This is a genomic window from Caulobacter sp. Root343 (assembly GCF_001425745.1).
In the GTDB taxonomy this organism is placed as follows: domain Bacteria; phylum Pseudomonadota; class Alphaproteobacteria; order Caulobacterales; family Caulobacteraceae; genus Caulobacter.
In genome coordinates this window covers 227,963-251,906 of the sequence record NZ_LMDF01000002.1, presented here as the reverse complement: position 1 = coordinate 251,906, position 23,944 = coordinate 227,963, and the positions used below count along the sequence as shown (strand labels likewise).

Annotated in this window: 17 protein-coding genes and 1 pseudogene; 3 read left to right on the top strand and 15 right to left on the bottom strand. The window is 68.7% G+C overall.

Going from position 1 to position 23,944, the window contains the following annotated elements:
* Window positions 1-118 precede the first annotated feature (118 nt).
* The 7 genes from rplA to ASC70_RS03775 all read right to left on the bottom strand — a co-directional run bounded on the left by rplA (window position 119) and on the right by ASC70_RS03775 (window position 11,188).
* Entirely contained in the window at window positions 119-805 is a 687-nt protein-coding gene (rplA, locus tag ASC70_RS03805; protein WP_047403709.1) for a 50S ribosomal protein L1, read from the bottom strand.
* A gap of 3 nt (window positions 806-808) precedes the next feature.
* A complete protein-coding gene (rplK, locus tag ASC70_RS03800; protein ID WP_056046604.1) occupies window positions 809-1,240 on the bottom strand; it encodes a 50S ribosomal protein L11 in 432 nt (143 codons plus the stop codon).
* A 170-nt stretch (window positions 1,241-1,410) separates the two neighbouring features.
* Window positions 1,411-2,385 (bottom strand): DUF6624 domain-containing protein, encoded by a 975-nt coding sequence (locus ASC70_RS03795; protein ID WP_056046602.1) that lies wholly within the window; start codon window positions 2,383-2,385, stop codon window positions 1,411-1,413.
* A gap of 771 nt (window positions 2,386-3,156) precedes the next feature.
* The gene (locus ASC70_RS03790; protein WP_235519239.1) at window positions 3,157-5,199 is read right to left on the bottom strand and encodes a family 43 glycosylhydrolase; all 2,043 of its coding nucleotides are present in this window, start codon (window positions 5,197-5,199) and stop codon (window positions 3,157-3,159) included.
* Between the two features lie 235 nt (window positions 5,200-5,434).
* Window positions 5,435-8,704 (bottom strand): error-prone DNA polymerase, encoded by a 3,270-nt coding sequence (locus ASC70_RS03785; RefSeq protein ID WP_056046598.1) that lies wholly within the window; start codon window positions 8,702-8,704, stop codon window positions 5,435-5,437.
* A 128-nt stretch (window positions 8,705-8,832) separates the two neighbouring features.
* Window positions 8,833-10,488, bottom strand: a complete 1,656-nt coding sequence (locus ASC70_RS03780; protein ID WP_235519228.1) for a DNA polymerase Y family protein — start codon at window positions 10,486-10,488, stop codon at window positions 8,833-8,835.
* Entirely contained in the window at window positions 10,406-11,188 is a 783-nt protein-coding gene (locus ASC70_RS03775; protein ID WP_082539561.1) for an ImuA family protein, read from the bottom strand. Before ASC70_RS03775 ends, ASC70_RS03780 begins: the two co-directional genes overlap by 83 nt.
* A 109-nt stretch (window positions 11,189-11,297) precedes the next feature.
* On the opposite strand from ASC70_RS03775, the gene ASC70_RS03770 reads away from it, so the two are divergent.
* Window positions 11,298-14,501, top strand: coding sequence for a carboxyl transferase domain-containing protein (locus tag ASC70_RS03770; protein WP_056046594.1), 3,204 nt, complete (start codon window positions 11,298-11,300; stop codon window positions 14,499-14,501).
* Between the two features lie 40 nt (window positions 14,502-14,541).
* Here the strand turns inward: ASC70_RS03770 and ASC70_RS03765 are convergent, their stop codons facing one another.
* The 5 genes from ASC70_RS03765 to ASC70_RS03745 all read right to left on the bottom strand — a co-directional run bounded on the left by ASC70_RS03765 (window position 14,542) and on the right by ASC70_RS03745 (window position 18,938).
* Complete coding sequence (locus tag ASC70_RS03765) at window positions 14,542-14,913, bottom strand: VanZ family protein (protein WP_056046593.1); 372 nt, start codon at window positions 14,911-14,913, stop codon at window positions 14,542-14,544.
* Window positions 14,914-15,067: 154 nt separating this feature from the next.
* A complete protein-coding gene (gene serA, locus ASC70_RS03760; RefSeq protein WP_056046591.1) occupies window positions 15,068-16,645 on the bottom strand; it encodes a phosphoglycerate dehydrogenase in 1,578 nt (525 codons plus the stop codon).
* A 146-nt stretch (window positions 16,646-16,791) separates the two neighbouring features.
* On the bottom strand, window positions 16,792-17,967 hold the full coding sequence (locus ASC70_RS03755; RefSeq protein ID WP_082539560.1) for a phosphoserine transaminase: 1,176 nt from the start codon (window positions 17,965-17,967) through the stop codon (window positions 16,792-16,794).
* Window positions 17,968-18,102: 135 nt separating this feature from the next.
* Entirely contained in the window at window positions 18,103-18,540 is a 438-nt protein-coding gene (locus tag ASC70_RS03750; protein WP_056046588.1) for a hypothetical protein, read from the bottom strand.
* Window positions 18,541-18,605: 65 nt separating this feature from the next.
* Window positions 18,606-18,938, bottom strand: coding sequence for a hypothetical protein (locus ASC70_RS03745; protein WP_056046587.1), 333 nt, complete (start codon window positions 18,936-18,938; stop codon window positions 18,606-18,608).
* Between the two features lie 80 nt (window positions 18,939-19,018).
* Between ASC70_RS03745 and ASC70_RS03740 the strand changes: the two are divergent.
* Both ASC70_RS03740 and ASC70_RS03735 read left to right on the top strand, forming a co-directional pair.
* Window positions 19,019-20,999: pseudogene (locus ASC70_RS03740) on the top strand (ATP-binding protein).
* A gap of 159 nt (window positions 21,000-21,158) precedes the next feature.
* Window positions 21,159-21,515, top strand: a complete 357-nt coding sequence (locus tag ASC70_RS03735; protein WP_047403695.1) for a hypothetical protein — start codon at window positions 21,159-21,161, stop codon at window positions 21,513-21,515.
* Between the two features lie 6 nt (window positions 21,516-21,521).
* Here the strand turns inward: ASC70_RS03735 and ASC70_RS03730 are convergent, their stop codons facing one another.
* The 3 genes from ASC70_RS03730 to thiD form a co-directional block, all read right to left on the bottom strand.
* The gene (locus tag ASC70_RS03730) at window positions 21,522-22,343 is read right to left on the bottom strand and encodes a PhzF family phenazine biosynthesis protein (RefSeq protein ID WP_056046585.1); all 822 of its coding nucleotides are present in this window, start codon (window positions 22,341-22,343) and stop codon (window positions 21,522-21,524) included.
* 194 nt (window positions 22,344-22,537) lie between these two features.
* A complete protein-coding gene (locus tag ASC70_RS03725; RefSeq protein WP_056046583.1) occupies window positions 22,538-23,122 on the bottom strand; it encodes a nucleotidyltransferase family protein in 585 nt (194 codons plus the stop codon).
* The gene (thiD, locus tag ASC70_RS03720; protein WP_056046581.1) at window positions 23,119-23,922 is read right to left on the bottom strand and encodes a bifunctional hydroxymethylpyrimidine kinase/phosphomethylpyrimidine kinase; all 804 of its coding nucleotides are present in this window, start codon (window positions 23,920-23,922) and stop codon (window positions 23,119-23,121) included. Before thiD ends, ASC70_RS03725 begins: the two co-directional genes overlap by 4 nt.
* Window positions 23,923-23,944: the final 22 nt, after the last annotated feature.

Sequence of the window (23,944 nt, the reverse complement as noted above, 5' to 3'; positions counted from 1 at the left end):
TCGTCTCCGTCTAGACGAAAGATAGCATCGGCTAGCCGAACCGCCAAACCACCGCCCAAACGCAAGACGGGCGCTGGATCGCTCCAGCGCCCGTCCCGAAGTCTAGACTCGATGCTGTTTAGCCGACCGAGGCGGTGTCGACCTTGAAGCCCGGACCCATGGTCGAGGACAGGCCGATACGCTTGATGTAGATGCCCTTGGCGCCCGAAGGCTTCGAGCGGTTCAGGGCTTCGATCAGCGCCTTGACGTTGATCAGCAGGGCTTCCTCGGTGAACGAGGCCTTGCCGATGCCGGCGTGGACGATACCGGCCTTTTCGACGCGGAATTCCACGGCGCCGCCCTTGGCGTCCTTGACGGCCTGGCCGACGTTCGGGGTCACGGTGCCGACCTTCGGGTTCGGCATCAGGCCGCGCGGGCCCAGCACCTTACCGAGACGACCGACGAGGGCCATCATGTCCGGCGACGCGATGACGCGGTCGAAGTCCATGAAGCCGCCGTTGATCTTTTCGTACAGATCCTCGGCGCCGACGTGCTCAGCGCCCGCCGCGATGGCTTCGGCCGCCTTGGCGTCCTTGGCGAAGACGGCGACGCGGACGTCGCGGCCGGTGCCCGACGGCAGGTTCACGACGCCACGGACCTGTTGGTCGGCGTGACGCGGGTCGACGCCCAGGTTCACCGAGATCTCGATCGACTCGTCGAACTTGGCCTTGGCGTTTTCCTTCACCAGCTTGATGGCGTCGGGAAGGGCGTGGGCGGCCTCACGGTCGCCGGTCCAGGCCTGGATGCGCTTGGGTTGCTTAGCCATGACTTAGGCCTCCACGATCTTCAGGCCCATGGCCTTGGCGGAGCCTTCGATGATCTTGGCCGCGGCCTCGATGTCGTTGGCGTTCAGGTCCTTCATCTTCTTTTCGGCGATCTCGCGCAGCTGGGTGCGCGTGACTTCACCGACGGTCTCGCGACCGGTCAGCTTCGCACCCGACTTCAGGCCGGTGATCTGCTTCAGGAAGTGCGTCGCCGGCGGCGTCTTGGTGACGAAGGTGAACGACTTGTCTTGGTAGACGGTGATCACGGTCGGCAAGGGCGTGCCCTTTTCGACGTTCTCGGTGCGCGCGTTGAACTCCTTACAGAAGCCCATGATGTTGACGCCGCGTTGACCCAGAGCCGGGCCGATGGGGGGCGAAGGCGTGGCCGAGCCAGCCTTCACCTGGAGCTTGATGTAGCCCAGGATCTTCTTAGCCATAGTATCCTCTCGTGAGGGCCGGAGCCCCCGCTGGTGAGCCGTGGTGCGGGCTTGGCGTCCCTCCCACGGATTTGAGCCCGCCTAACGACGAGCACGCCCCAGGACGAGGTCCGGGAGCGAGGCGCGGCGTGTAGCAGGCGAGGACGTGGGAGTCAAAGGAGGGCGCCGTGTTACTCCGTGCAACCCCGGCTGCGGGTCGCGATCTGTTGGGCGAGTGGCGGCAGGCCGGCCTTGGTTCGCCACGCGTCAACGGCGCCCTTGTCTTCCAAAGGAGCCGGCGTCCAGACGCCCGGCGCCGTGCAATCGCCCATGACGCCAAAGCGGCCCGGACGGCCCGTATAGTGCGCCGTCTGATCGTAGAGCATGGCGAAGTTCGCGCCCTTCGTTTCGCCGGCCTGCCAAAGCGGCTCGAGCATGGCGACCACCTCCTGCTGAAAGGCGAGGTCATGGCGGGCGTGCTGGACGATCAGCCAGGCCGCGCCATCGGCGTCGGCGCCGTAGCTCGAGATCTTGAACCACCCGTGGTCTCGGAGCTCGGCTTTCAGCCAATCGGCATTGGCGACGTTCATGGGGCACCATTCGCCCGCGATCGTCGCGTCCACATAGGCGAGCGCGCCCTCGTCCAGGCCCTTCTCCCAGGTGGTGTGCACGCCCGGTCCGAAAAACCCTCGCAAGATGAGGCTGTCCATGCCGGAAAACTGGTCCTCGGCCATGCGGCGGTAAAGCTCCGCCAGGCGCGCATCGGGCTCGGCCCTGGCTCGGGCGACCATTCTGCCGACCAGGCCATAGGGCGGCGATACCTGCGCGCCGCCGAGATAGAGGGGCCGCAGCGCCCGTCGCTGGGCCAGCGCGGCCTCCGCCAGCGCGCGTGACCTGGCATAGGCTTGTGGATCAGGGCTCCGGCGGACGAGCTCCAGTTGCGCCGACGCCGCGATCTCGGCCGGGCTCGCGCAGGGACCGCTGGTCTTGGCGCTTTGGTACCGCCCGTTCTGAAGCCGGCCGACAACGGCGTCCACGTCAGCGGCGAACGCAGCCTCGCCCATCGTTCGCTTGAGCCCGAAGGCCCGCGCGACCGGCATCGGACCCCTTTCCAGTTTGATGGGCTGCGCCATGAGCAGCGCCGCCATCAAGGCAATGAAGATCATGGTCGGCGCTCGCAAGGCTTGTCGCGCGGGACATCGTCCGCGGAAGCGAGCCTAGGGCGGCGACCACGTCCTGCACAACCGGGGCGGGGCCGGGCCGAAGTTTGTTGAGCGGAGGCGGACGTCGGGCGGAAATCCGCAATCAAGCTGAAACATCACCGCGACTAAACTCATGGTGGCGTCAGGCCAAAGGTGCTGTGTCATGTGGATACGTCGGTCAGGTCCTGTTCTCCTGGCGATAGCGGGATTGCTGGAAACGCCCGCGACCGCCGCGCCAACGTCCGTCGTCAGCATGTTGACGCATAGGCCCGAACATGTGGGCCAATGCTTTTCCACCCGCGTCAGGGAGGTCACCTTCCGCTTGTTCGACGAAGGCGACCGTCGGTCCGTTCCGAAGTCGGGCAGTAAAATCCTCTTCGCCGACGGTCACGAGAATATTGGATACGATCAGGTTCCGGCGATCGACGTTTCCCGGGTCGGCGATCCAGTGCGACTCTGCGTGCGCGCCTTGCCGACTGGATGTCCAGCTCACGACAGCCGGGGCATCGTCTACGCCGCCAAGAATCTCCGCACGGCGCGGACTTGGGAAAGCTCGGATGCGACCCATCCCTGTGACGGCGCATAGTCGCGAAGTGGCGGTTCCAGAAGGCGGCTCCTGTCGTGGGCTGCTTTGGGTGGGTGTCTGATCCAGGTTGAGCGGCCGAGAAACCCTTCCGTTGCAATCACGAACGCCGCCTCGGCCGGCGCCTTCCGGATTCGGCGGCGCCGTCCTTTTTACTGCGACCAGATAAAGCGCGCGCCGTCGCTGTTGTCCGGCATGGGGCCGGGACTGTCCGCCCGAATACTCCCGGTCAGCGGATCGATGCGCAGGAAGCGGTTGGTGGCTAATGACATCAGCACCAGTTCCCCCGTCGGCGTTTCAATCCATTGGAAGTTTTGCACTGGGCTGGACCGGCCGGCCATAAGCGTCACTCCTCCATCCCCACCGACCGTGACATAGCGTCCGCCCGATCGCAGAGCGACACGGCCCAACTGGCGGTCGACGATCTCGAACCGCGTCGGAGCGCCCGAAGCCAGGCGGGGACCGCCGCCGGCCGCCAGTCCGGTCGTCGCGCGAAACGACGTCAGCCGGATCGATCGGCCATAGGGAATGGCCCGCATCAGGCCGTGGGTATGCGGCTGGTAGACGTCGATACTGTCGAAATCGGCGAAACCACCCTCGGCGCCGGTCGCATTGTAGTTGAACAATCCGTAGCGAACGCCCTGGAAGGTGAAGGTCTGGTAGACCAGCGCGACCTCGTCGCCGATCGGGGTGAAGGTGACGCCGTCGAACGAATAGCTGAAGCGCGCCCGTTCGGTGAGAAAGTCGCATTCGGCCCGAAGCCAGATGCGCATCCCGGTCATCTTCACCCGCGCCGTCTTTTCGGGGCGCTGGTCGTAGAAGACGACGTCGAGTCCGTCGGCGCGCTTTTCGACACCCAAGGTCGCGTAGGGCAGGTTGAGCAGCCCCAGGCCGGCTGTGTCGCCCGGCTTCAGGTTCGATGCATCGAGCAGGACGGTCGGCGTCGACATCGGCCCGATCCCCCGTTGGGTCAGGGTATCGCGCGCCTCGTAGAACGAGATCGCCGGCAGGGCGTGAAGCCGCAGGAAGCCCGGCCGTTCCGACAACGACCACTTGTCGTCGACCGGGACATGGTTCCACTGCCATAGGGGCTGGAGCCGCGGCGCGGAAAAATCATCGCTGCGCCGAAAGGGCGCGCGCACGGGCTGCGGCGTGGCGGTCCTCGGCTTTACCCAGGTTCGTGGCGTGCGCGTCAGATTGCCCGGCAGGCCGAAATAGGGCCAGCCGTCCTTCCAGGTGATCGGAGACAGGCTGAGCAGGCGACCGACGGAATTGAAATCCATCATTGAAAAGCCCCACCATTCGCCCTCGGGCGTCCGGACGAGGCCCCCCTGGTGCATCGCCAAGCTATGTTTGGCAGCGGGGTCAGGCCCCCAGAACTGGAACGGCGGCTTGGGCGTACCCAGGCGTTTGCTTGACGCCATGCCGAAGTCCTCGTGCGAACTGATCGATCGATTGACCGCGTAGGGGCCCAGCACATGATCCGCCCGCGCCGCCGGCATGCGAAAGCCGCCGGCATATTCGGCGCTGATGATGTAGTACTTGCCGTCGATCTTGTAGAAATGCGCCCCCTCGCCCATACCGGCATCGGCGGCGAACAGGACGCGTTCGGTGCCCGGAACGATGTCGGTTAGGTCGTCCGTCAGTTGGGCCAAGTGCATCGCTTGGTGATCCCAGACGACATAGGCCTTGCCGTCGTCGTCGAACAGGACGGACAGGTCGTGAAAGCTGCGCTTCATCTGCGTGCGCGTCCACGGCCCTCTCGGATCGGTGGCCGTGAACATCTGGGTCGCCTGCCCGTTGACGTTCGAGAAGATGTAGAACTTGCCGCCATGGTAGCGGAAGGACGGCGCCCAGATACCCTGGCCGTAGATGTTGCGGCCGTCTTCCAGTCGGTAGGCCGGGCCGAGGTCGAGCTTGTCCAGGGCGTAGGCGACGAATTCCCAATTGACCAGGTCCTTCGAGCGTAGGATCGGCAGTCCCGGCATGGCGTGCATGGTGGTGCCGGTCAGGTAGAACCAGTCGCCGACGCGGATCAGGTCCGGATCTGAAAATTCGTCGTAAAACAAAGGATTGGTGAAGGTGCCGTCGCCGTTGTCCGGCGTCCAGGTCGCGGTGGACATGTCCTTGGGCGCGTTCGCTACTGGACCGTCACGATACCGCGCGGATGCCGGCGCCGCGCATAGGATCAGCATCAAGGCCACGCAGGACACCAGCCCGGATATGCCGGGCGACTTCGACCCTCGCTGCATGACGTTTCCCCTTTCGCGTCTTGCTATCGCACCCGAGGCGGCGCCCACAAGACGACTTTTGTCAGACAATTAGCGCCGCAGCCCGCGCGGAGGTGATTGGCCGCCGAAATAGGTCGAGGGCCGAGCTCCCGGTCCGTGTCATCCTTGAAGGCCGGGCTAGCCGGGACAAAGCGTCCCCTCAGTGAAAATCCCGGCTTCGCAGCAGCCGGCCCGAGACCTTCTGGCGCACGCGGGGGGCCGGCGCGCCGGGTTCGTCGCGCAAGGTCGACAGGTGGGCCGAGAGGTCGGTGAAGGTTTCGGCGACGATGTGGATGACGTTCTCGGCCCGCTGCACCCGGCCGTGGACGACCAGGAACGAGGCGGTCATCACCACGTTGCGATCGGCCTCGAAGCGGTCCTTCCAGACCACGGCGTTGGCCACCCCGGTCTCGTCCTCCAGGGTGACGAACACCACGCCCTTGGCCGTACCCGGCCGCTGGCGGATCAGGACGAGGCCGGCCACCGAGACCCGCTGGCCGTCCTTGACCGACAGCAGCCGCTCGGCGGTGATCACCCCGCGCCGCGTCAGCATCGGCCGGTAGAAGCCGACCGGGTGGGCCTTCAGCGACAGGCTGGTGGTGCGGTAATCCTCGGCCACCTCCTGGGTCGCGGCCATCTCCGGCAAGGCGACACGATCCTCGAACAGCGGCAGGCCGGCCAGCAGCGGGGCCTGGACCGGGGCCTTGTGCTCGCCCTTCAGCCCCTTGACCGCCCACAGGGCCTCACGCCGCGACAGGCCCACCGAGGCGAAGGCGTCGGCCTCGGCCAATAGCTCCAGCGCCCGTTGCGGCACGCCGGCCTGGGCGAACTCGGCGGGCGTGCGGGCGCCTTCCTCGCGGGCCTTCAGCAGCGGCGGGATATCGGCCTTTTCCTTCAGCCCCTTGATCTGGCGAAAGCCCAGGCGGACGGCCTTCCAGCGAGGGCGGTTGCCGTAGTCGGCGATCTTGTCGGCGCGAGGGCTGAATCGGCGTGCCCTCTCCTCCATGAAGGGGGCGGCAGGCGGCTCCAGCGTGCAGTCCCAGCCGCTGGCCAGGATGTCGGGGGCCAGCACCTCGACCCCGTGCTCGCGCGCGTCGCGGACCAGCTGCGCCGGCTGGTAGAAGCCCATCGGCTGGGAGTTGATCAGGGCCGCGCAGAACACGTCCGGCCAGGCCCATTTGATCCAGGCCGAGACATAGACCAGCTTGGCGAAGCTGGCCGCGTGGCTCTCCGGAAAGCCGTAGTGGCCGAAGCCCTCGATCTGCTTGAAGCAGCGCTCGGCGAAGTCGCGCTGGTAGCCGCGCCGCGCCATGCCCTCGACGAACTTGTCGCGATATTCGGCGGGCGTGCCCAGGTTGCGGAAGGTGGCCATGGCCTTGCGCAGGCCGTCGGCCTCGTCCGGCGTGAACTTGGCCGCCTCGATGGCCAGGCTCATCGCCTGCTCCTGGAACAGCGGCACGCCGTAGGTTTCGCCGAGGATCTCCTTCAGCTCGTCCGGCGGCCCGTGCTCGGGCGACGGCTCCGGCCATTCCACCGGCTCGATCCCGCTGCGGCGTTTCAGGTACGGATGCACCATGTCGCCCTGGATCGGGCCGGGGCGGACGATCGCCACCTCGATGACCAGGTCGTAGAACTTGCGCGGCCTCAGGCGCGGCAGCATCGACATCTGGGCCCGGCTCTCGACCTGGAACACCCCGACGCTGTCGGCCACGCACAGCATGTCGTAGACGCCGGAAACCTCCTTGGGGATGTCGGCCAGGTCCTGGATCTCGACCAGGCCGTGGTCGTTCCGCAGCATCGTCATGGCCCGCTGGATGGCGGTCAGCATCCCCAGGGCCAGGACGTCGACCTTCATCAGTTTCAGGCTGTCGATGTCGTCCTTGTCCCACTCGATGAAGGTGCGGTCCTTCATCGCCGCGTTGCCGATCGGCACGGTCTCGTCCAGCCGCCGCTTGGTCAGGACGAAGCCGCCGACGTGCTGCGACAGGTGACGGGGAAAGCCCATCAGCTCGGTGGCCAGGCCGACGGCGCGGGCGATCTCGGGCGCCTTGGGGTCGAGGCCGGCGTTGCTCAGGTGCTCCTCGGGCAGGCCGTCGCCCCAGCTGCCCCAGACCGTGCCGGCCAGCAGCGAGGTGACGTCCTCGGTCAGGCCCAGGGCCTTGCCGACGTCGCGGATGGCGCTGCGCGGGCGGTAGTGGATCACGGTCCCGCAGATGGCGGCGTACTCGCGGCCATAGCGCTTGTAGACATATTGCATCACCTCCTCGCGCCGCTCGTGCTCGAAGTCGACGTCGATGTCCGGCGGCTCGCCGCGGTTCTCGGAGATGAAGCGGGTGAACAGCAGCCGGTGCTCGGTGGGGTCGATCGCCGTCACGCCCAGGCAGTAGCAGACCGAGGAATTGGCCGCCGAGCCCCGCCCCTGGCAGAGGATGCCCATGCTGCGAGCTTCGCGCACGATGTCGTGCACGGTGATGAAGTAGTTGGGGTAATCCATCTTGGCGATCAGCCGCAGCTCTTCGGTGAGCTGGGCGGCGACCTTGTCGGGCACGCCGGCGGGATAACGCCAGGCCGCCCCGGCCCAGGTCAGGTCGGTCAAGTGCTGCATGGCCGTCTTGCCGGGCGGGACCGGCTCGTCGGGATATTCCTCCTTCAGCTGGCCGAGGTCGAAGCCGATGCGCTCGACGATCTCGACCGTGCGCTCGACCGCGCGCGGCCAGCGCTCGAACAGGCGGGCCATTTCGGACGGCGACTTCAGGTGGCGCTCGGCGTTGGCCTCCAGCCGAAAGCCGGCCTCGTGGATCGAGCAGTGCTCGCGTACGCAGGTGATCACGTCCTGCAGCGGCCGCCGCTCGGGGCCATGATAGAGGACGTCGTTGGTCGCCACGATCGGGGCGCCGGCCTCACGGCCCAGCGCGTCCAGGCGCGCCAGGCGTTTCAGGTCCTGGGCGGCGTAGGCGCGGCTGGCCGCCAGCCACGACCGGCCGCGCAGGTCGCCGGCCATGCGGGCCAGGTCGCGCTCGAAGGCCTCGTCCAGCTTGGCCGGCGGCACGATCAGACCGAGCTGACCGTCGGAATGGTCCAGGAAGTCCCGCCAGGTCAGGTGGCACTCGCCCTTGTCGGCCCGGCGCTGGCCGACGGTCAAAAGGCGGGTCAGCCGGCCGAACGCCTCGCGGTCGGTGGGGTAGCACAGCAGGCTGGGCGTGCCGTCCATGAAGTCCAGCCGGCAGCCGGTCAGGGCCCGCACCTTCAGCGCCTCGGCCGCCGCCCAGGCCCGGACCACGCCGGACAGGGTGTTGCGGTCGGTGATCCCCACCGCCGTCAGACCCAGGGCCTCGGCCGTCAGCGACAGCTCGCCCGCGTGTGACGCGCCGCGCAGGAACGAGAAGTTGGTGGTGGCCTGGAGTTCGGCGTAGGCGGGCGCGCGCGTCATCAGCTCCTCCCCCGTTCGCGGGGGAGGTGTCGGCGGAGCCGACGGAGGGGGCTAACTGGAAGTCGGCCGTGCTGGCCCCTCCGGCCCTCTGGGCCACCTCCCCCGCGCGCGGGGGAGGAGCTTGAACCTCAACCAAACAGGCCATGGATCCACCACTTCGGCGTCTCGTCGCCGTCGAACAGGCCCTGCCGATAAATCCAGAACCGGCCGCCAGCCTCGTCCTCGACGCGGTAATAATCGCGGATCTTGTCCGGACCGGTCTCGCCCTCGCCCGTCCCGGCGCGCCACCATTCCTGGCCGATCCGTTCAGGACCCTCCGCGCGGCGGACGCGGTGCGAGCGGCCGCGCCAAGTGAACTGCACCGGCGGATCATCGGGCACCTTGGCCAGGGCGGTGATCGCCTCCGGGCGTTTGAACAGCCGCACCGGGCGCGGACGGTCGGGATCCCAGCGGGCCGCCGCCAGCGGGTCCAGCGGCGCGACGCGAACCACCGAGCGCTCGGGCACGTGGCTCTCATAGGGGTCGGCGCGCCAGACCCGGTTCTCGCCCAGGCGGTTGACCAGTCGATCGATCAGCGGGGCCAGGGTCTCGTCGAGGTCGTTTCCAGCTTCAGAGTCCAGGCGCTCCTGGGCCGCCGCCAGGGCCTCGACCCCGCCGGCGTGGACGGTGACCACCTCGATCCCGAAGCCCGGATCAACCTTGTCCAGCTTGGGCACGATCAGCCGGGTCAGGCGCCGGGCGTCGCGGCCGATCCGCGCCAGGCCCGCCCGCACCGGATAGGCGCGGCCGTCCAGGCGGTGGAACACCACCTCGAACCGCTTGGCCCCGCGCCCCTCGGCCTCCAGCCGGGCGCAGATCAAAGCCAGGGCGTCGCCGGCCACGCGGGCCAGGTCCTCGGGGGCGCTGATCGGCTCGAAGAAGGCCAGGCGGTCGAACCACGGGCTCGCCGGCCGGCGGAAGGTCAGGGCCTCGGCCGCCGCGCCCAGGGCCTGGTCCAGCCGCAAGGTCAGGGCCAGGCCGAACCGCTTGGCCAGCTGGGCGCGCGGCAGGGCGAAGAGCTGGCCGACCCGGTGCAGGCCCAGGCGCGGCAGCTGGGCCTCGGCGGCGTCCTCCAGGCGCAGGGCCGCGACCGGCAGGTCCTCGATCGCTACGCGCTGGCCGCCGGGCGGAGCGATGGCCAGGTCGTCGCCGAACCGGGCCAGGGCCCAGGCCGCCCCGGCCGTATCGGCGATCGCCGCCCGGGCCGGCACGCCCCAGCGGGCCAGCCGCGCGACGAGGTCGACCAACATGGCCCCCTCCCCGCCCCACAGGTGGTCGGTCCCGGTGATGTCCAGCAGCAGGCCGTCGTCGCCGTCGAGGGCCACGGCCGGCGAGAACCGCACGCACCAGTCGCTCAGCGCCTCCAGCGCCGCGCGATCAGCGGCCGGGTCGTGGTCGGCCGTGACCAGGTCCGGGACCAGGGCCAGAGCGTCGGCGGCCTTCTGGCCGGCGGAGAGGCCCAGGGCGCGGGCGCGCTCGTCCACGGCGGCGAGGCGGCGGGTTCCGTGGTCGGAGACCAGCAGGGCGAAGGGGGGTTCGGGCGAGGGCTTGCCCCCTCCGGATGCTTCGCATCCTCCTCCCCCGGAGGGGGAAGAAGGAGTGCGGCGCCCGTCTTCCCCCTCCGGGGGAGGAGCGCCGTAGGCGCGGAGGGGGCCAGTAACCTCAGCCGACCCGCCGCAAGGGTTCCGGCGCCGCCAGGTCGTGATCGGCCAGTTGGGACACCAGACGGAAAGGATGCGCGGCATCCGACTGCTCCAAGATCCAGCCGCCGGGACGTCCGCCCCGGCAGCGTTCCAGTTCGACCCGCCAGCGCGGCGGGCCCAGGCCCAGCTCGCCGGCGTCCGGCTGGCTGGGGGCGGCGGCGATGCGCCAGCGGCTGAGCGAGGCCGAGCCGGACACCATCCGAGGCTTCCCCGCCCGGCCGCCATACGGCCTTCGATGCAGCAGCACCCCGAGGCCGCCACGCTTCTCGCAGGCTAGCTGCAGGCGGCGGCCGGCGGTCAGGTCCGGCGCCTCGGCCTCGCCGACGGCGGCGGCGACGCCTTGAGTAGAGAGAGCGTCCTCCAGCACCGACAGCACCTCGGCCTCGTCGCGGGCTTTGACCTGGATCAGCCGCCCGGCCGGAAAGCCGAGGCCGGCCAGACCGGGCGCGAACAGGTCGCCACGCCGCGCCACCCAGACCACCGCTCCGGTCTTTACCAGGGGTCTTAGCAAGAGGCCGACGAAGGCCGCCGGCGCCGCGCCGGTCTCGTCCTCCAGCCCCGCGCCCGTCACCTCATGCCAGCCGCCCAGCGGCAGGCCGCCGCCCGGGAAGCAGCCGTCGATGGCCGGATCGCCGAACGGCAGGACCGGAGTCGGAGTCCGAGTCCCCGCTTCAATCGCGGCGATCCGGCCTCTGAGGGCCGCAAGACGCGCCTCGCGCGATCCGGCCATTTCACGCTCCATGTTCCACTTTTGTTCTGATCTTCTCCACTTGGAGAGTCAAGTCTTGGCGAGCTGGGGCGGACGGGCGATGGTGCGTCAAACGGCCGTATGAAGCCTGACGGGAGACACCATGTCCTTCACCCGCGTCTTGATCGCCAATCGCGGCGAGATCGCCGTCCGCATCGCCCGCGCGGCGGCGGAGGCCGGGATCGAGAGCGTGGCGGTCTTCGCGACCGACGACGCGGGGAACCCGCACGTGGCCGCCGCTGACCGCGCGGTCGCCCTGAGCGGGGCCGGCGCGCGGGCCTATCTGGACATCCCCGCGATCGTGGCCGCCGCGCGGGCGGAAGCCTGCGACGCCCTGCATCCCGGCTATGGCTTCCTGTCGGAGAACCCGGCCCTGGCGCGCGCCTGCGCGGACGCCGGGATCGTCTTCATCGGCCCCTCGCCCGAGCACCTGGAGGTCTTCGGCGACAAGGCCGCCGCCCGCGCCCTGGCGGCCGAGCGGAGCGCGCCGCTGATCCCCGGGACGGGCGCCCTCGACCTGGACGCGGCGCGCGCCTTCCAGGCAGAGCACGGGGCGATCATGCTGAAGGCGCGGGCCGGCGGCGGCGGTCGCGGGATGCGGGCCGTGCTGGATCCCGGCGAACTGGACGCCGCCTACGCCGCCTGCGAACGCGAGGCCTTGGCCGCGTTCGGCGACGGCGGGCTCTATGCCGAGACGCTGCTGACCCATGCCCGGCACATCGAGGTCCAGATCGTCGGCGACGGGATTCACGCCCTGGCCGTCGGCGACCGCGACTGCTCGCTGCAACGCCGCAACCAGAAGCTGGTCGAGATCGCCCCGGCCGTCCTGCCCGACCTCGCGCGCGCCGAGCTCTGGCGCCACGCCGAGGCGCTGTGCGCCGGCTACCAAGGCCTGGCCACCGTCGAGTTCTTGCTCGACGCCGAGACCGGCGAGGCCTTCTTCCTGGAGGTCAATCCGCGCCTGCAGGTCGAGCATACGGTGACCGAGGAGGTCACCGGTCTGGACCTGGTGCGCCTGCAGTTCGACCTGGCGGCCGGCGCGAGCCTGGAGCGCCTCGGCCTGACCGCCGCCCCGCCCGCTTCCGGCGTCGCCATCCAGGCGCGGGTCAACGCCGAGACCCTGACCGCCGACGGCCAGGTCAAGCCGTCCAGCGGGACGATCAGCGCCTGGAGCCCGCCGGGCGGTCCGGGCGTGCGGATCGACGCGGCGGGCGCGGTCGGGCTCGTCGTCGGCGGGGCCTATGACAGCCTGCTGGCCAAGGTGATCGCCCGCGGACGGACCGCGACCGAGGCCACCGCCCGGCTGGACCGGGCGCTGGCGGAGTTCACGATCGGCGGCGTGGCGACCACCGCCCCGCTGGTCCGGGCGATCCTGGCCGCCGCGCCGGAAGCCCCGACCACCCGCTTCATCGAGGACCACGCCGCTGTGCTGGCGGCTGGCCTCCCCTCGACTTCGGAGGGCGACGCCCGGATCTTCGAAACCCTCGACGGCGCGATCGCCGTCGCCGCGCCGCTCTCCGCCACGGTCGGTTCGATCGCGGTGGCGGAAGGCGACCTCGTCAGGCCCGGCCAGGCCCTGGCGGTGCTGGAAGCGATGAAGATGGAGCACCTGGTCCACGCCGAGCGCGGTGGCCGGGTGCTGAAGATCGCCGCCGCGCCCGGCGCCAACGTCGCCGAGGGCCAGCCGCTGGTGTTCCTGGAGCCGGTCGAACTCGAGGGCGCGGACACCGTGGAGGCCGCCGCTGAAGACCTCGACGCGATCCGCCCCGACCTGGCCGAGGTCATCGCCCGCCACCGCTTCACCCTCGACGAAGCCCGTCCCGACGCCGTCGCCAAGCGCCGCAAGACCGGCCACCGCACGGCGCGGGAGAACATCGACGATCTGGTCGATCCCGGCAGCTTCCTGGAATACGGCGCCTTGGCCATCGCGGCCCAGAAGCGGCGGCGTTCGACCGACGACCTGATCGCCAGCACCCCGGCCGACGGCCTGATCACCGGGATCGGAACCGTCAACGGCGGCCTCTTCCCGCCGGACAAGGCGCGGACGGCGGCCCTGGCCTACGACTTCACGGTGCTGGCGGGTACGCAGGGCGCGATGAACCACAAGAAGTCCGACCGGCTGATGGCGGTGATCGCCGACCAGCGCCTGCCGGTCGTCTGGTTCGCGGAAGGTGGCGGCGGCCGGCCGGGCGACACCGACACCACGGCGGTGGCGGGGCTGGACGTGCCGACGTTCCGGAGTTTCGCCCAGCTGTCGGGCCTGGTCCCCAAGATCGCCATCGTCGCCGGCCGCTGCTTCGCCGGCAACGCGGCCATCGCCGGTCTCTCCGAGATGATCATCGCCACCCGCGACAGCAATCTCGGCATGGGCGGGCCGGCGATGATCGCGGGCGGCGGGCTGGGCGTGTTCCGGCCCGAGGAGATCGGCCCCTCGGCCCACCAGTGGAGGAACGGGGTCATCGACATCCTGGCCGACGACGAGGCCCAAGCCACGCGGCTGGCCAAGCAGGCCCTGTCCTATTTCCAGGGGTCGCTGACGTCCTGGACCGTTCCCGACCAGCGCCGCCTGCGGGGCGCCATCCCCGAGAACCGCCTGCGGGTCTATGATGTGCGGGCATTGATCAAGGGTCTCGTCGACGAGGATTCGTTCCTGGAGCTGCGGGGCGGCTTCGCGGCCGGCATGGTCACGGGCCTGATCCGCATCGAGGGCCGGCCAATGGGCCTGATCGCCAACGATCCGCGCCATCTGGGCGGGGCCATCGACTGCGAGGGGGCCGAGAAGGCCGCGCGATTCCTGCAGCTCTGCGACGCCTTCGCCCTGCCGGTGGTGAGCCTGTGCGACACGCCCGGCTTCATGGTCGGCCCGGCCAGCGAGGACGCCGCCGCCGTGCGCCGGGTCAGCCGCCAGTTCATCGCCGGCGCCAAGCTGCGCTCGCCCCTGTTCACCGTGGTGACCCGCAAGGGCTATGGCCTCGGGGCCCAGGCCATGGCGGGCGGCAGCTTCCACTCGCCGGCCTTCATCGCCGCCTGGCCGACGGGCGAGTTCGGCGGCATGGGCCTGGAGGGCGCGGTGCAGCTAGGTTATCGCAAGGAGTTGGAGGCCGAGACCGATCCGGTGAAGCAGAAGGCGCTCTACGATCAGTTGGTGGCGCGGCTCTACGCGGCCGGCAAGGCGACCAGCATGGCCGCGGCGCTGGAGATCGACGCGGTCATCGACCCGGCCGACACCCGGCGGTGGATCATGGGCGGCCTGGACGCGGCGGTGGGAATGAGCCGGCCGTGGGAGGTCCGGGTGGATAGTTTTTAGGGCCACAATCCTCCCCTTTGCGGGGGAGGATTGAAGAAGCCTAATCATCCCGCGCATTCAGCCACTGCGTCACGATAATCGGCCCGAAGAAGAAGCCGACCCCTAGGGTGTCGGCGACCACGTCGAAGGCGTCGGCGTCGCGGCCGACGATCGGCAGGCCCTGCAGGATCTCGATGGCGACCCCGAAGGCCAGCAGCACGGTCCCAATCTTCCAGGGCCGGCTCTTGGGCAGGGCGACCGTGGCGAGGAAGGTCAGGCCGTAGAAGACGATGAAGTGCTTGGCCTTGTCCCACGGGATCAGGCCGGCGGTGTCGTCGCCGGGGGCCAAGGCCGCGTACAGGGTGAAGATCGAGGCGGCGACGAAGACCAGGAAACCGGGCCAGCTGATCTTGCGGGGACGAAGCAGGGACATTGACCGCCTTTGACTTCCCTCTCCCCTTGCGGGAGAGGGTGGCCCGAAGGGCCAGGTGAGGGGTCGCACCGCCCTATCCGGATGCGACTATCGACCCCTCATCCGTCATCCTTCGGATGACACCTTCTCCCGCAAGGGGAGAAGGGTTCCAGACCTAGAACGTCAGCGCGCGCGCTTCCTTCACGTGCGGCAGGGCCTGGATCTTGGCCAGAAGATCCGCGCTCGGCGCCTGGTCGACGCCGACCAGGGCGATCGCGTCCTCATCGGCCGACAGGCGGCCCAGGTTGAACGTGGCGATGTTGACGCCCGCCTCGCCCAGCAGCATGCCCAGCGCGCCGATGAAGCCCGGCTTGTCCAGGTTGTTGATGTACAGCATGGCCGGCGAGAAGCCCGCGTCCAGCTCCATGCCCTTGACCTCGACGATGCGCGGGGCGCCGGCGATCACCGTGCCGGCGAAGGCGCGCTTGCCCTTCTCGGTGGTGATGGTGACGCGCATCAGGCTGTCATAGGTGGGGCTGACTTCCTGGCGGCTCTCCGAGACGGTGATGCCGCGCTCCTTGGCCACGGCGGGCGCGGAGACCATGTTGATCTCGGCCAGCATCGGCTTGAGGATCCCGGCGAGGGCGGCCGAGGTCATCGGCTTGACGTTCAGGTTCGACACCTCGCCCTCGAAGGCGATGTCGATGGTCTTGATGCCGAAGTCGACCATCTGGCCGGCCAGGGCGCCGATCTTCTCGGCCAGGGCCACGAACGGCTTCAGCTTGGGCGCTTCCTCGGCGGTGATCGAGGGACTGTTCAGGGCGTTGGTGACGGCGCCGGTCAGCAGGTAGTCGCTCATCTGCTCGGCGACCTGCAGGGCGACGTTCTCTTGGGCCTCGTTGGTGCTGGCGCCCAGGTGCGGGGTGGCCACGACGCGGTCCGAGCCGAACAGCGGGTTTTCCTTGGCCGGCTCGGTGACGAACACGTCGAAGCCGGCGCCGCCGATATGGCCGTCGTCCAGCAGCTTGCGCAGGGCCACTTCGTCGACCAGGCCGCCGCGGGCGCAGTTGACGATCAGCACGCCCTTCTTGGTCTTGGCCAGGTTTTCGGCCGACAGGATGTTGCGGGTCTTGTCGGTCAGCGGCGTGTGCAGGGTGATGACGTCGGCGCGAGCCAGCAGCTCTTCCAGCTCGACCTTTTCGACGCCCATCTCGACGGCGCGCTCGGGGCTCAGGAACGGGTCGTAGGCCACGACCTTCATCTTCAGGCCCAGCGCCCGGTCGGCGACGATGCCGCCGATGTTGCCGGCCCCGATCAAGCCCAGGGTCTTGGCGTAGAGCTCCACGCCCATGAAGCGGTTCTTCTCCCACTTGCCGGCCTGGGTCGAGGCGTCGGCGGCGGGCAGCTGGCGAGCCAGGGCGAACATCATGGCGATGGCGTGCTCGGCCGTGGTGATCGAGTTGCCGAACGGGGTGTTCATCACCACCACGCCCTTGGCGGTGGCGGCGGGGATGTCGACATTGTCGACGCCGATGCCGGCGCGGGCGATGACCTGCAGCTTGTGGGCGGCGGCGATCACGTCCTTGTCGAGCTTGGCGCCCGAGCGGATGGCGATGCCGTCATAGTCGCCGATCACGGCGATCAGCTCGTCTTTGGTGAGGCCGGTCTTGATGTCGAAGTCGACGCCGCGGTTCTTGAAGATGTCGACGGCGGCGGGGCTGAGCTTGTCAGCGATGAGGACGCGGGGAGCCATGGTGGGTGTTCCTTGCGGAGAATGGGGTGCGGGGAAGCCCCCTCCGTCGGCTTCGCCGACACCTCCCCCACAAGGGGGAAGGAAGCCGGGTACTCCTCCCCCTTCGTGGGGGAGGTGGCCCGAAGGGCCGGAGGGGGTCTGCTAACTTAAGCGGCGGCCAGTTCGGCCGAGACGGTGGCGTAGGCCCAGTCGAGCCACGGGGTCAGGGCCTCGAGATCCGAGGCCTCCACCGTGGCGCCGCACCAGATGCGCAGGCCGGCCGGGGCGTCGCGATAGCCGCCGATGTCGAGGGCAGCGCCCTCCTTCTCGAGCAGGCTGGCCAGCTTCTTGGCGAAGTCGGCTTGGGCGTCGTCCGGCAGGGCGGTGATCTTGGGATCGACCACCTTCAGGCACACCGAAGTATTCGAGCGGATCTCCGGCGTGGCCGCCAGGAAGTCCACCCACGAGGTCTTGGCGACCCAGTCGGCCAGCACGGCCAGGTTCTGGTCAGCGCGACCTTGCATGGCTTCCAGGCCACCGATGGACGAGGCCCACTTCAGGGCGTCCAGCGCGTCCTCGACGCACAGCATCGACGGGGTGTTGATCGTCGCGCCTTCGAAGATGTCGGCGGCGATCTTGCCGGCTTTCGTCATCCGGAAGAGCTTCGGCATCGGCCAGGGCGGCGTGTAGCTTTCCAGGCGGGCCACGGCGCGCGGCGACAGGATCAGGATCCCGTGCGCGCCCTCGCCGCCGAGGGCCTTCTGCCAGGAGAAGGTCACGACATCCAGCTTGGCCCAGTCCAGGTCCTGGGCGAAGGCGGCGCTGGTGGCGTCGCAGATGACGACGCCTTCACGGTCGGCCGAGATGAAGTCGGCGTTCGGCACGCGCACGCCCGAGGTCGTGCCGTTCCAGGTGAAGACCAGGTCCTTGGCCGGATCGACCTTGGACGTGTCGGGCAGCTGGCCGTACGGGGCGCTGAGCACCTCGACGTCGGGCAGCTTCAGTTGCTTGGTGACGTCGGTGACCCAGTCCTTGCCGAAGGACTCGAAGGCCAGCAGTTGCACCGGGCGGGCGCCCAGCATCGACCACATCGCCATCTCGACGGCGCCGGTGTCCGAGCCGGCGACGATGCCGATCAGGTAGTCGGCCGGCACTTCCAGGACTTCGCGCGTCTGGTCGATGGCGGCCTTCAGGCGCGCCTTGCCCAGCTTCGACCGGTGCGAGCGGCCGAGGACGGCGTTCTGGAGATTTTCGGGGGTCCAGCCGGGGCGCTTGGCGCACGGGCCGGAAGAGAACTCGGGACGCGCCGGGCGGATCGCCGGCTTGGCGAGGGTCGTGGTCACTGCGATGTCTCCCATCCTTGCAGATGGACTGCGCCCCGTTGGGGGGGCGTGGCCCGCCGGCGAAGAACCTCGTTTTGAGGCGGATTGCAAGGAGGGATTTTGCGGCGGCGCGAACGAATCGTCCGGTCGCGGCAATTATTTTGCGGCAGCGTTCCGCCGGCGCGCGCGCAAAGCCAGGATCGAACCAGTCACTAAGCTGCACAGCACGCCCAAGCTGACCATGTTGTTCACGGCCCCATAGGTGTAGTCGTAGCGCCTGCCGGCGACGATATAGTAGGCATGCAGACTGAACTGGACGCCCTGCAAAAGAACGGCCACGCCCAGCCAGATGCGAGCATAGCGCAGGGCCAGCAGCAATAGTCCGCCGGCGAGGACACCGTCCACGGCCAGGTAGGCTACCCGCTGCAAATCATGGTCGGGAATCAGGCCGGGAAAACTGGCGAGGAAAGACGTCGCCAGGACAAGCAGCGCCCCTTGGCGCTCGGGCTTACCGCCTAGACGCCACGCGAGAAAGCAGGCCGCTAGAATAAGCAGCCAGCCGATCACAGCTACATATGACACGTGCATAGGCATGATTTAGGCCTCTAACCGAAATTAGAGGCCTAAACATATTAAACTATTGCAATGCGCTTGCGACCTCAGCTCGCGGCGCGCAGGCCGGTCGGGGCCCCGTCGCTAAGCAGCTTGTCAAACACCCCGGCCATGCGCGTGCGAACGCCGATGCGCAGACGGGTCTCGTCCAGCTCGGCGTGAGCATCGACGACCGCCGTACGCGCTGTGGCGAGAGCCTGGATGGCTTCGGCGAACTTGGCGCTAGCGCCATTCGCCACCACCGGCGAAAGACCCAGATCCTTACGAGCCTGGATCAGCTCGGCCATCATTTCGGTGACTTCGACCATCGCGGCGTCCACCGCCGCCTCCGTCGCGTACAGCTTGCTAGCCACACGCTGAGCAACAAAAACCTTTTCCACGCCCGCCTCCTTAACGAAAAACTAAGGGAAAAGGTAAATAGATTGTTAAAGCAAAAGCAATCTAGAAATGTGCGTTAGCGTTGTTTTGTCGCGTCACTCTCGCTCGCCTTGGAAGCGAAAAGTTAGGAACCTTGCGTCACACTGTCGCGACGATTGAATTCCTGGACGTCGATGAGCGACAGTCACAACAACAACGCGAGTAGCGCGTCTACACACGCACCGCTACAGGCGCGCATCGCGGGCGTGGCTCTTGCCACGACTGTTCTAGCCCTCGTGGCCGCTTGCCTATGCTTCATGCTGCAGCAATGGAGCGTCGCGCGTCAGGAAGCCCGCGCCAATCACGAGATCCTGGCGCAGATGGCCGCCGCCGGCGCCGCCGCGCCGCTGGCCGATCACAACATGGTCGGCGTCTATCGGGCGCTGGAGGCGGTTGCCAAGGCGCCCAACGTGGCGGCCGTGCGCATCATCGACAACCGGGGCCGTGCCGTGGCCCAGCTGGGCGCGGCCAACCCCACCGACGCAGACACCCTCACGCGGCCGATAAAGCTCTCCTCGCAAAAAGTCGGCACCCTGGTGCTGGTCGCCCAGCATCCGGGCCTGGGCCAGACCTTGGCCCGCGACCTGGCCCTGACCGGCGCCCTGTTCTTCGGCGCCGCCGGCTTGGCGATCCTTCTGGCCAACAGCCTGGCCCGCCGCCTGGCCCGGCCGATGGAGCGCCTTTCCGAGGCCATGCACGAGACCGCGGTCGGCGGCCGGTTCAAGCCGGTGGAGCAGACCGCCGACGACGACGTGTTCCGCAGCCTGACCGACAGCTTCAACCACCTGGTGGCGCGTCTACAGATCAACGACCACGACCTGCGCGGCGCCATGGCCGAACTGGTCCAGGCCCGCGACGAGGCCAACGCCGCCAACGTGCTGAAGTCGCACTTCCTGGCCAATATGAGCCACGAGATCCGCACGCCGCTGAACGGCGTGCTGGCCATGGCCGAGGTCATGGCCATGGACGACCTGGCCCCCGCCCAACGTGAGCGCCTATCGGTGATCCGCGAGTCCGGCGGACTGCTGCTGGGCGTGCTGAACGACGTGCTGGACCTGTCCAAGATCGAGGCCGGCCGCCTGGAGACCCAGGACCGCCCGTTCGACATCGCCCAGCTGGCCCAGGCGATCCGCGAGACCTACGCGCCCCAGGCCCGCGACAAGGGTTTGGCCTTCGAGGTCGCCGTGGCGCCCGAGGCGCAAGGACTCTGGCGCGGCGACGCCGACCGCCTGCGCCAGATCCTGGGCAACCTGATCGCCAACGCGCTGAAATTCACCCTGGAAGGCGCGGTCGCCATCCGCTTCGCCTCGGCCGAGGACGGCTCGGGTCTGCGGATCGACGTGGCCGACACCGGCATAGGCATCTCGCCCGAGATCCTGCCGCGCCTGTTCGACAAGTTCGTCCAGGCCGACAGCTCCACCACTCGCCGCTTCGGCGGCTCGGGCCTGGGCCTGGCCATCTGTCGCGAGCTGGCCAACCTGATGGGCGGCTCGATCAAGGTGCAGAGCCGCGAAGGCCGGGGCTCGACCTTCACCGTCCTGGTCGCCCTGCCCCGCGAAGAGACGCCGGTCGACGTCCACTATATCGACGACGGCCACGCGGCGGCCGAAGAGCCGACCGACACCACTTATCTGCGCGTGCTGGCCGCCGACGACAATCCGACCAACCAGAAGGTGGTCGAGGCCGTTCTCGCGCCGCTGAACGCCGAGGTGGTGCTGGTCTCCGACGGCGCGGCCTGTGTGGAGGCCTGGAAGGCCGCCCGTTTCGACATCGTGCTGATGGACATCCACATGCCAGGCATGGACGGCGTCGAGGCCGCTCAGGCGATCCGCGCGCTGGAAGCCTCCGAGGGCCGTCAACGCACCCCGATCGTGGCGGTCACCGCCAACGCCCTGGCTCACCAGGTCGAGGGCTATCTGGCCGCCGGCATGGACGGCCATGTCGCCAAGCCGATCGAGGTGACCAAGCTCTACGCCGCCATCGAGCAGGCCATGGCCGCCGCGCGCCTCGCCCAGGCGGCCTGAACCGACCGCTTGACCTTCGCTTTCCGGCCGTCGCGCTTCTGTCGGAAGATGAACACAACATAACGAGCGGCTCAGAACCGCTTCAGCCGGGGTGTGTTTCTCTTACCTCAACGTCGCTTCCCCTTCTGGCGACGGAGACATTCAAGAGGAACCGAACCGATGAAGAAGATCCTGATCTCGATCGCTGCGGTCTCGGCCCTGGCGGCCGCCACCGTCCCCGCCGTGGCCTCGGCCCAATCGATCAACCAGCGCCAAGACCAGCTGGAACGCCGTATCGACATGGGCCTGCGCAATGGCTCGCTGAGCCGGAGCGAAGCCTACCGCCTGCGCGCCGAACTGCGTGACGCCGCCCGTCTGGAATCGCGCTATCGCCGCGGCGGCCTGAGCGGCTGGGAACGCGCCGACCTTGACCGTCGCTTCGACCGCATCAGCGCCCAGATCCGCTACGAGCGCCACGACCGCGACTACGGCTATGGCTACGGTCGTGACCATCGCGACGAACGTCCGCGCTGGTAACCTGAACTAGGCCGGCTCCACCCGGAGCCGGCTCTCCAACACCGTGAAACCGCGGCCGCGCAACAGAACGCGCGCGCCGCGGTTTTCGCATTCCAGGTCCCCGCCTCGACCAGGATAGGCCTGGTGAAACTTCAGGACGTCCGCGTCCAGCTTGTCGCCGTAAAGCGGCATGAGGATGCAGTGGGCCGAGCCCGTGGTCGGATCCTCGGGGATGCCGAAGCCCGGCGCGAAGAAACGGCTGACCACGGCGTAGGGTTGGCCCGGATCGGCCAGGGCGACGACCACGGTCTGGCCCGGACCGCCAGTGGTTTCGCCATCGATCTTGTTCAGGGCCGCCAGATCCGGCTTCAGTCCCCGCACCGCCGCCTCGTCGGCCAACACCGCGATCAGATAGGCCCCGGCCCAAACCTCGACCGGTTCGGCGCCCAACGCTTCGGCCAGGCCGGCTGGAACCTGCGTCCGACGCGGCGGATCGGCGGGGAAGTCCATCTCCAAGCCCTCGCCGGTTCGCCTCACCGTCAACGGGCCCGCCAGGGTGTCGAAGGTCAGCAGCGGGACGTCGACGCCCAGCTCCGTGAACAGCATGTGGGCCGCCGCCAGGGTGGCGTGGCCGCACAGCGGGGCCTCCAGGGCGGGCGTGAACCAGCGCAGGCCAAAGCGCGCCGGATTGTCGGTCTTAAGCAGATAGGCCGTCTCGGCCTGGTTGTTCTCGGCCGCCAGAGCCTGCATCCAGGCATCGGAGGGCCACGCCGCGAGGGGCTCGACCACACAGGCCGGATTGCCCTTGAACGGGCCGCTGGCGAAGGCGTCGATGGTCCACTGGCGCATGGGAAGCTCCTCGATGGACTTCGCTGTTATGCGCGGCGGGGGCGGCGGGCAAAGGCTTTATTGTCCCGGTGACAATGAAAACTGTCATCCCGGCCAAGCGCGAAGCGCGCCGAGCCGGGACCGCAGGAAGCTCGGAGCCTGTTGCGGTCCCGGCTCTTCGCTTCGCTGCGGCCGGGATGACAGCCTCTAACGCCTCATCCCTCGATCGTGATCTCCGGCCAGCGCGCCTTGGCCGAGCCGGTCGTGCGCTCCCAACCGCCCGCGCCCTTGATCCGTAGGGGATTGGGTCGCAGGCGCAGGGCGAACAGGTCTTCCAGGCCGAACGGCGCCCAGACGCGCAGGACGTCGTTCTCGTCCAGCCGCACGCCGACGCAGAAGGCGGTGGCGACGAAGCGCTTCAGGGCCGCGGCGCTGTCCTCCAGCGGCGGATAGGGCTCGTCGGCGCCGAACTTCTTCTCGAACCACAGATGCACCCGGGCCTGGTTCCGCACCTCGACCAGGTCGCGCAGCGGCGGCTCGAAGGCGGCGGCGACGCGCTGGATGACCACGTCCTCGGCTTCGTACGAGGTGTCGCTGTCGTCGTGATAGGCGACGTCGTAGTCCTTGATGCCGTAGGTCAGGTCGCGGCCGGTCAGGTGGTTGAAGACCGGCTGATAGACGGCGCCCGAGAAGATCATCCAGTCGGGCAAATCCAGCTCCTGAACAGTGCGCAGCACATGCCAGGTCGTGGGGGTGGCGCGGATGATCTCGACGAGCCGCTGTTCCAGGTCTTGGGTCATTTCCGCAGCATCCAGCCGTGATCGAGGGGGCCGTGGCCGGCGCCGAATCCCGGCGCGCGCAGCATGGCCTCGTGGACGTAGTTCCAGGCCCGGGCCACGGCCTGCTCCAGCGGCAGCCCCTGGGCCAGGCCCGTGGCGCACGCGCTGGCCAAGGTGCAGCCGGTCCCGTGGGTGTGGCGGGTGTCGATCCGCTCGCCCTCGAAGCTGGTCTCGCCCTCGGCGGTCATCAGCACGTCGACGACGCGCTCGCCGGCGATGTGGCCGCCCTTCATCAGCACCGCCTTGGCGCCGAGGGCCAGCAGCGCCTCGCCGGCCCGGCGCAGGTCGTCGGTGGTCTCGACCACCAGGCCCGTCAGCGCAGCGGCCTCGGGGGCGTTGGGGGTCAGCAGGGCCGCGCGCGGGACCATCAGGCTCTTAACCGCGCCGATGGCGGCGTCGGCCAGCAGGGAGGCCCCACCCTTGGCGACCATCACCGGGTCGATGACGGCGGGCACCGATCCCGCGTGATCGATCGCGGCCGCGACGGTCTCGACGACGGCCGCGTCGCCCAGCATGCCGGTCTTGATCGCGTCGGCGCCGATATCGTCCAGCACGGCCCGGGCCTGGGCGGCGATCACCTCCAGCGGGATCGGGTGGACGCCGGTGACGCCCAGGGTGTTCTGCACCGTCACGGCGGTGATGGCGGTGGCCGCGTAGCCGCCTAGGGCGGTGATGGTCTTAATATCGGCCTGGATCCCCGCGCCGCCGCCGGAATCGGAACCGGCGATGACGAGGACGCGACCTTGGAAAGTGTGGGGCATCCAAGGTGTTTAGGCGGGAATC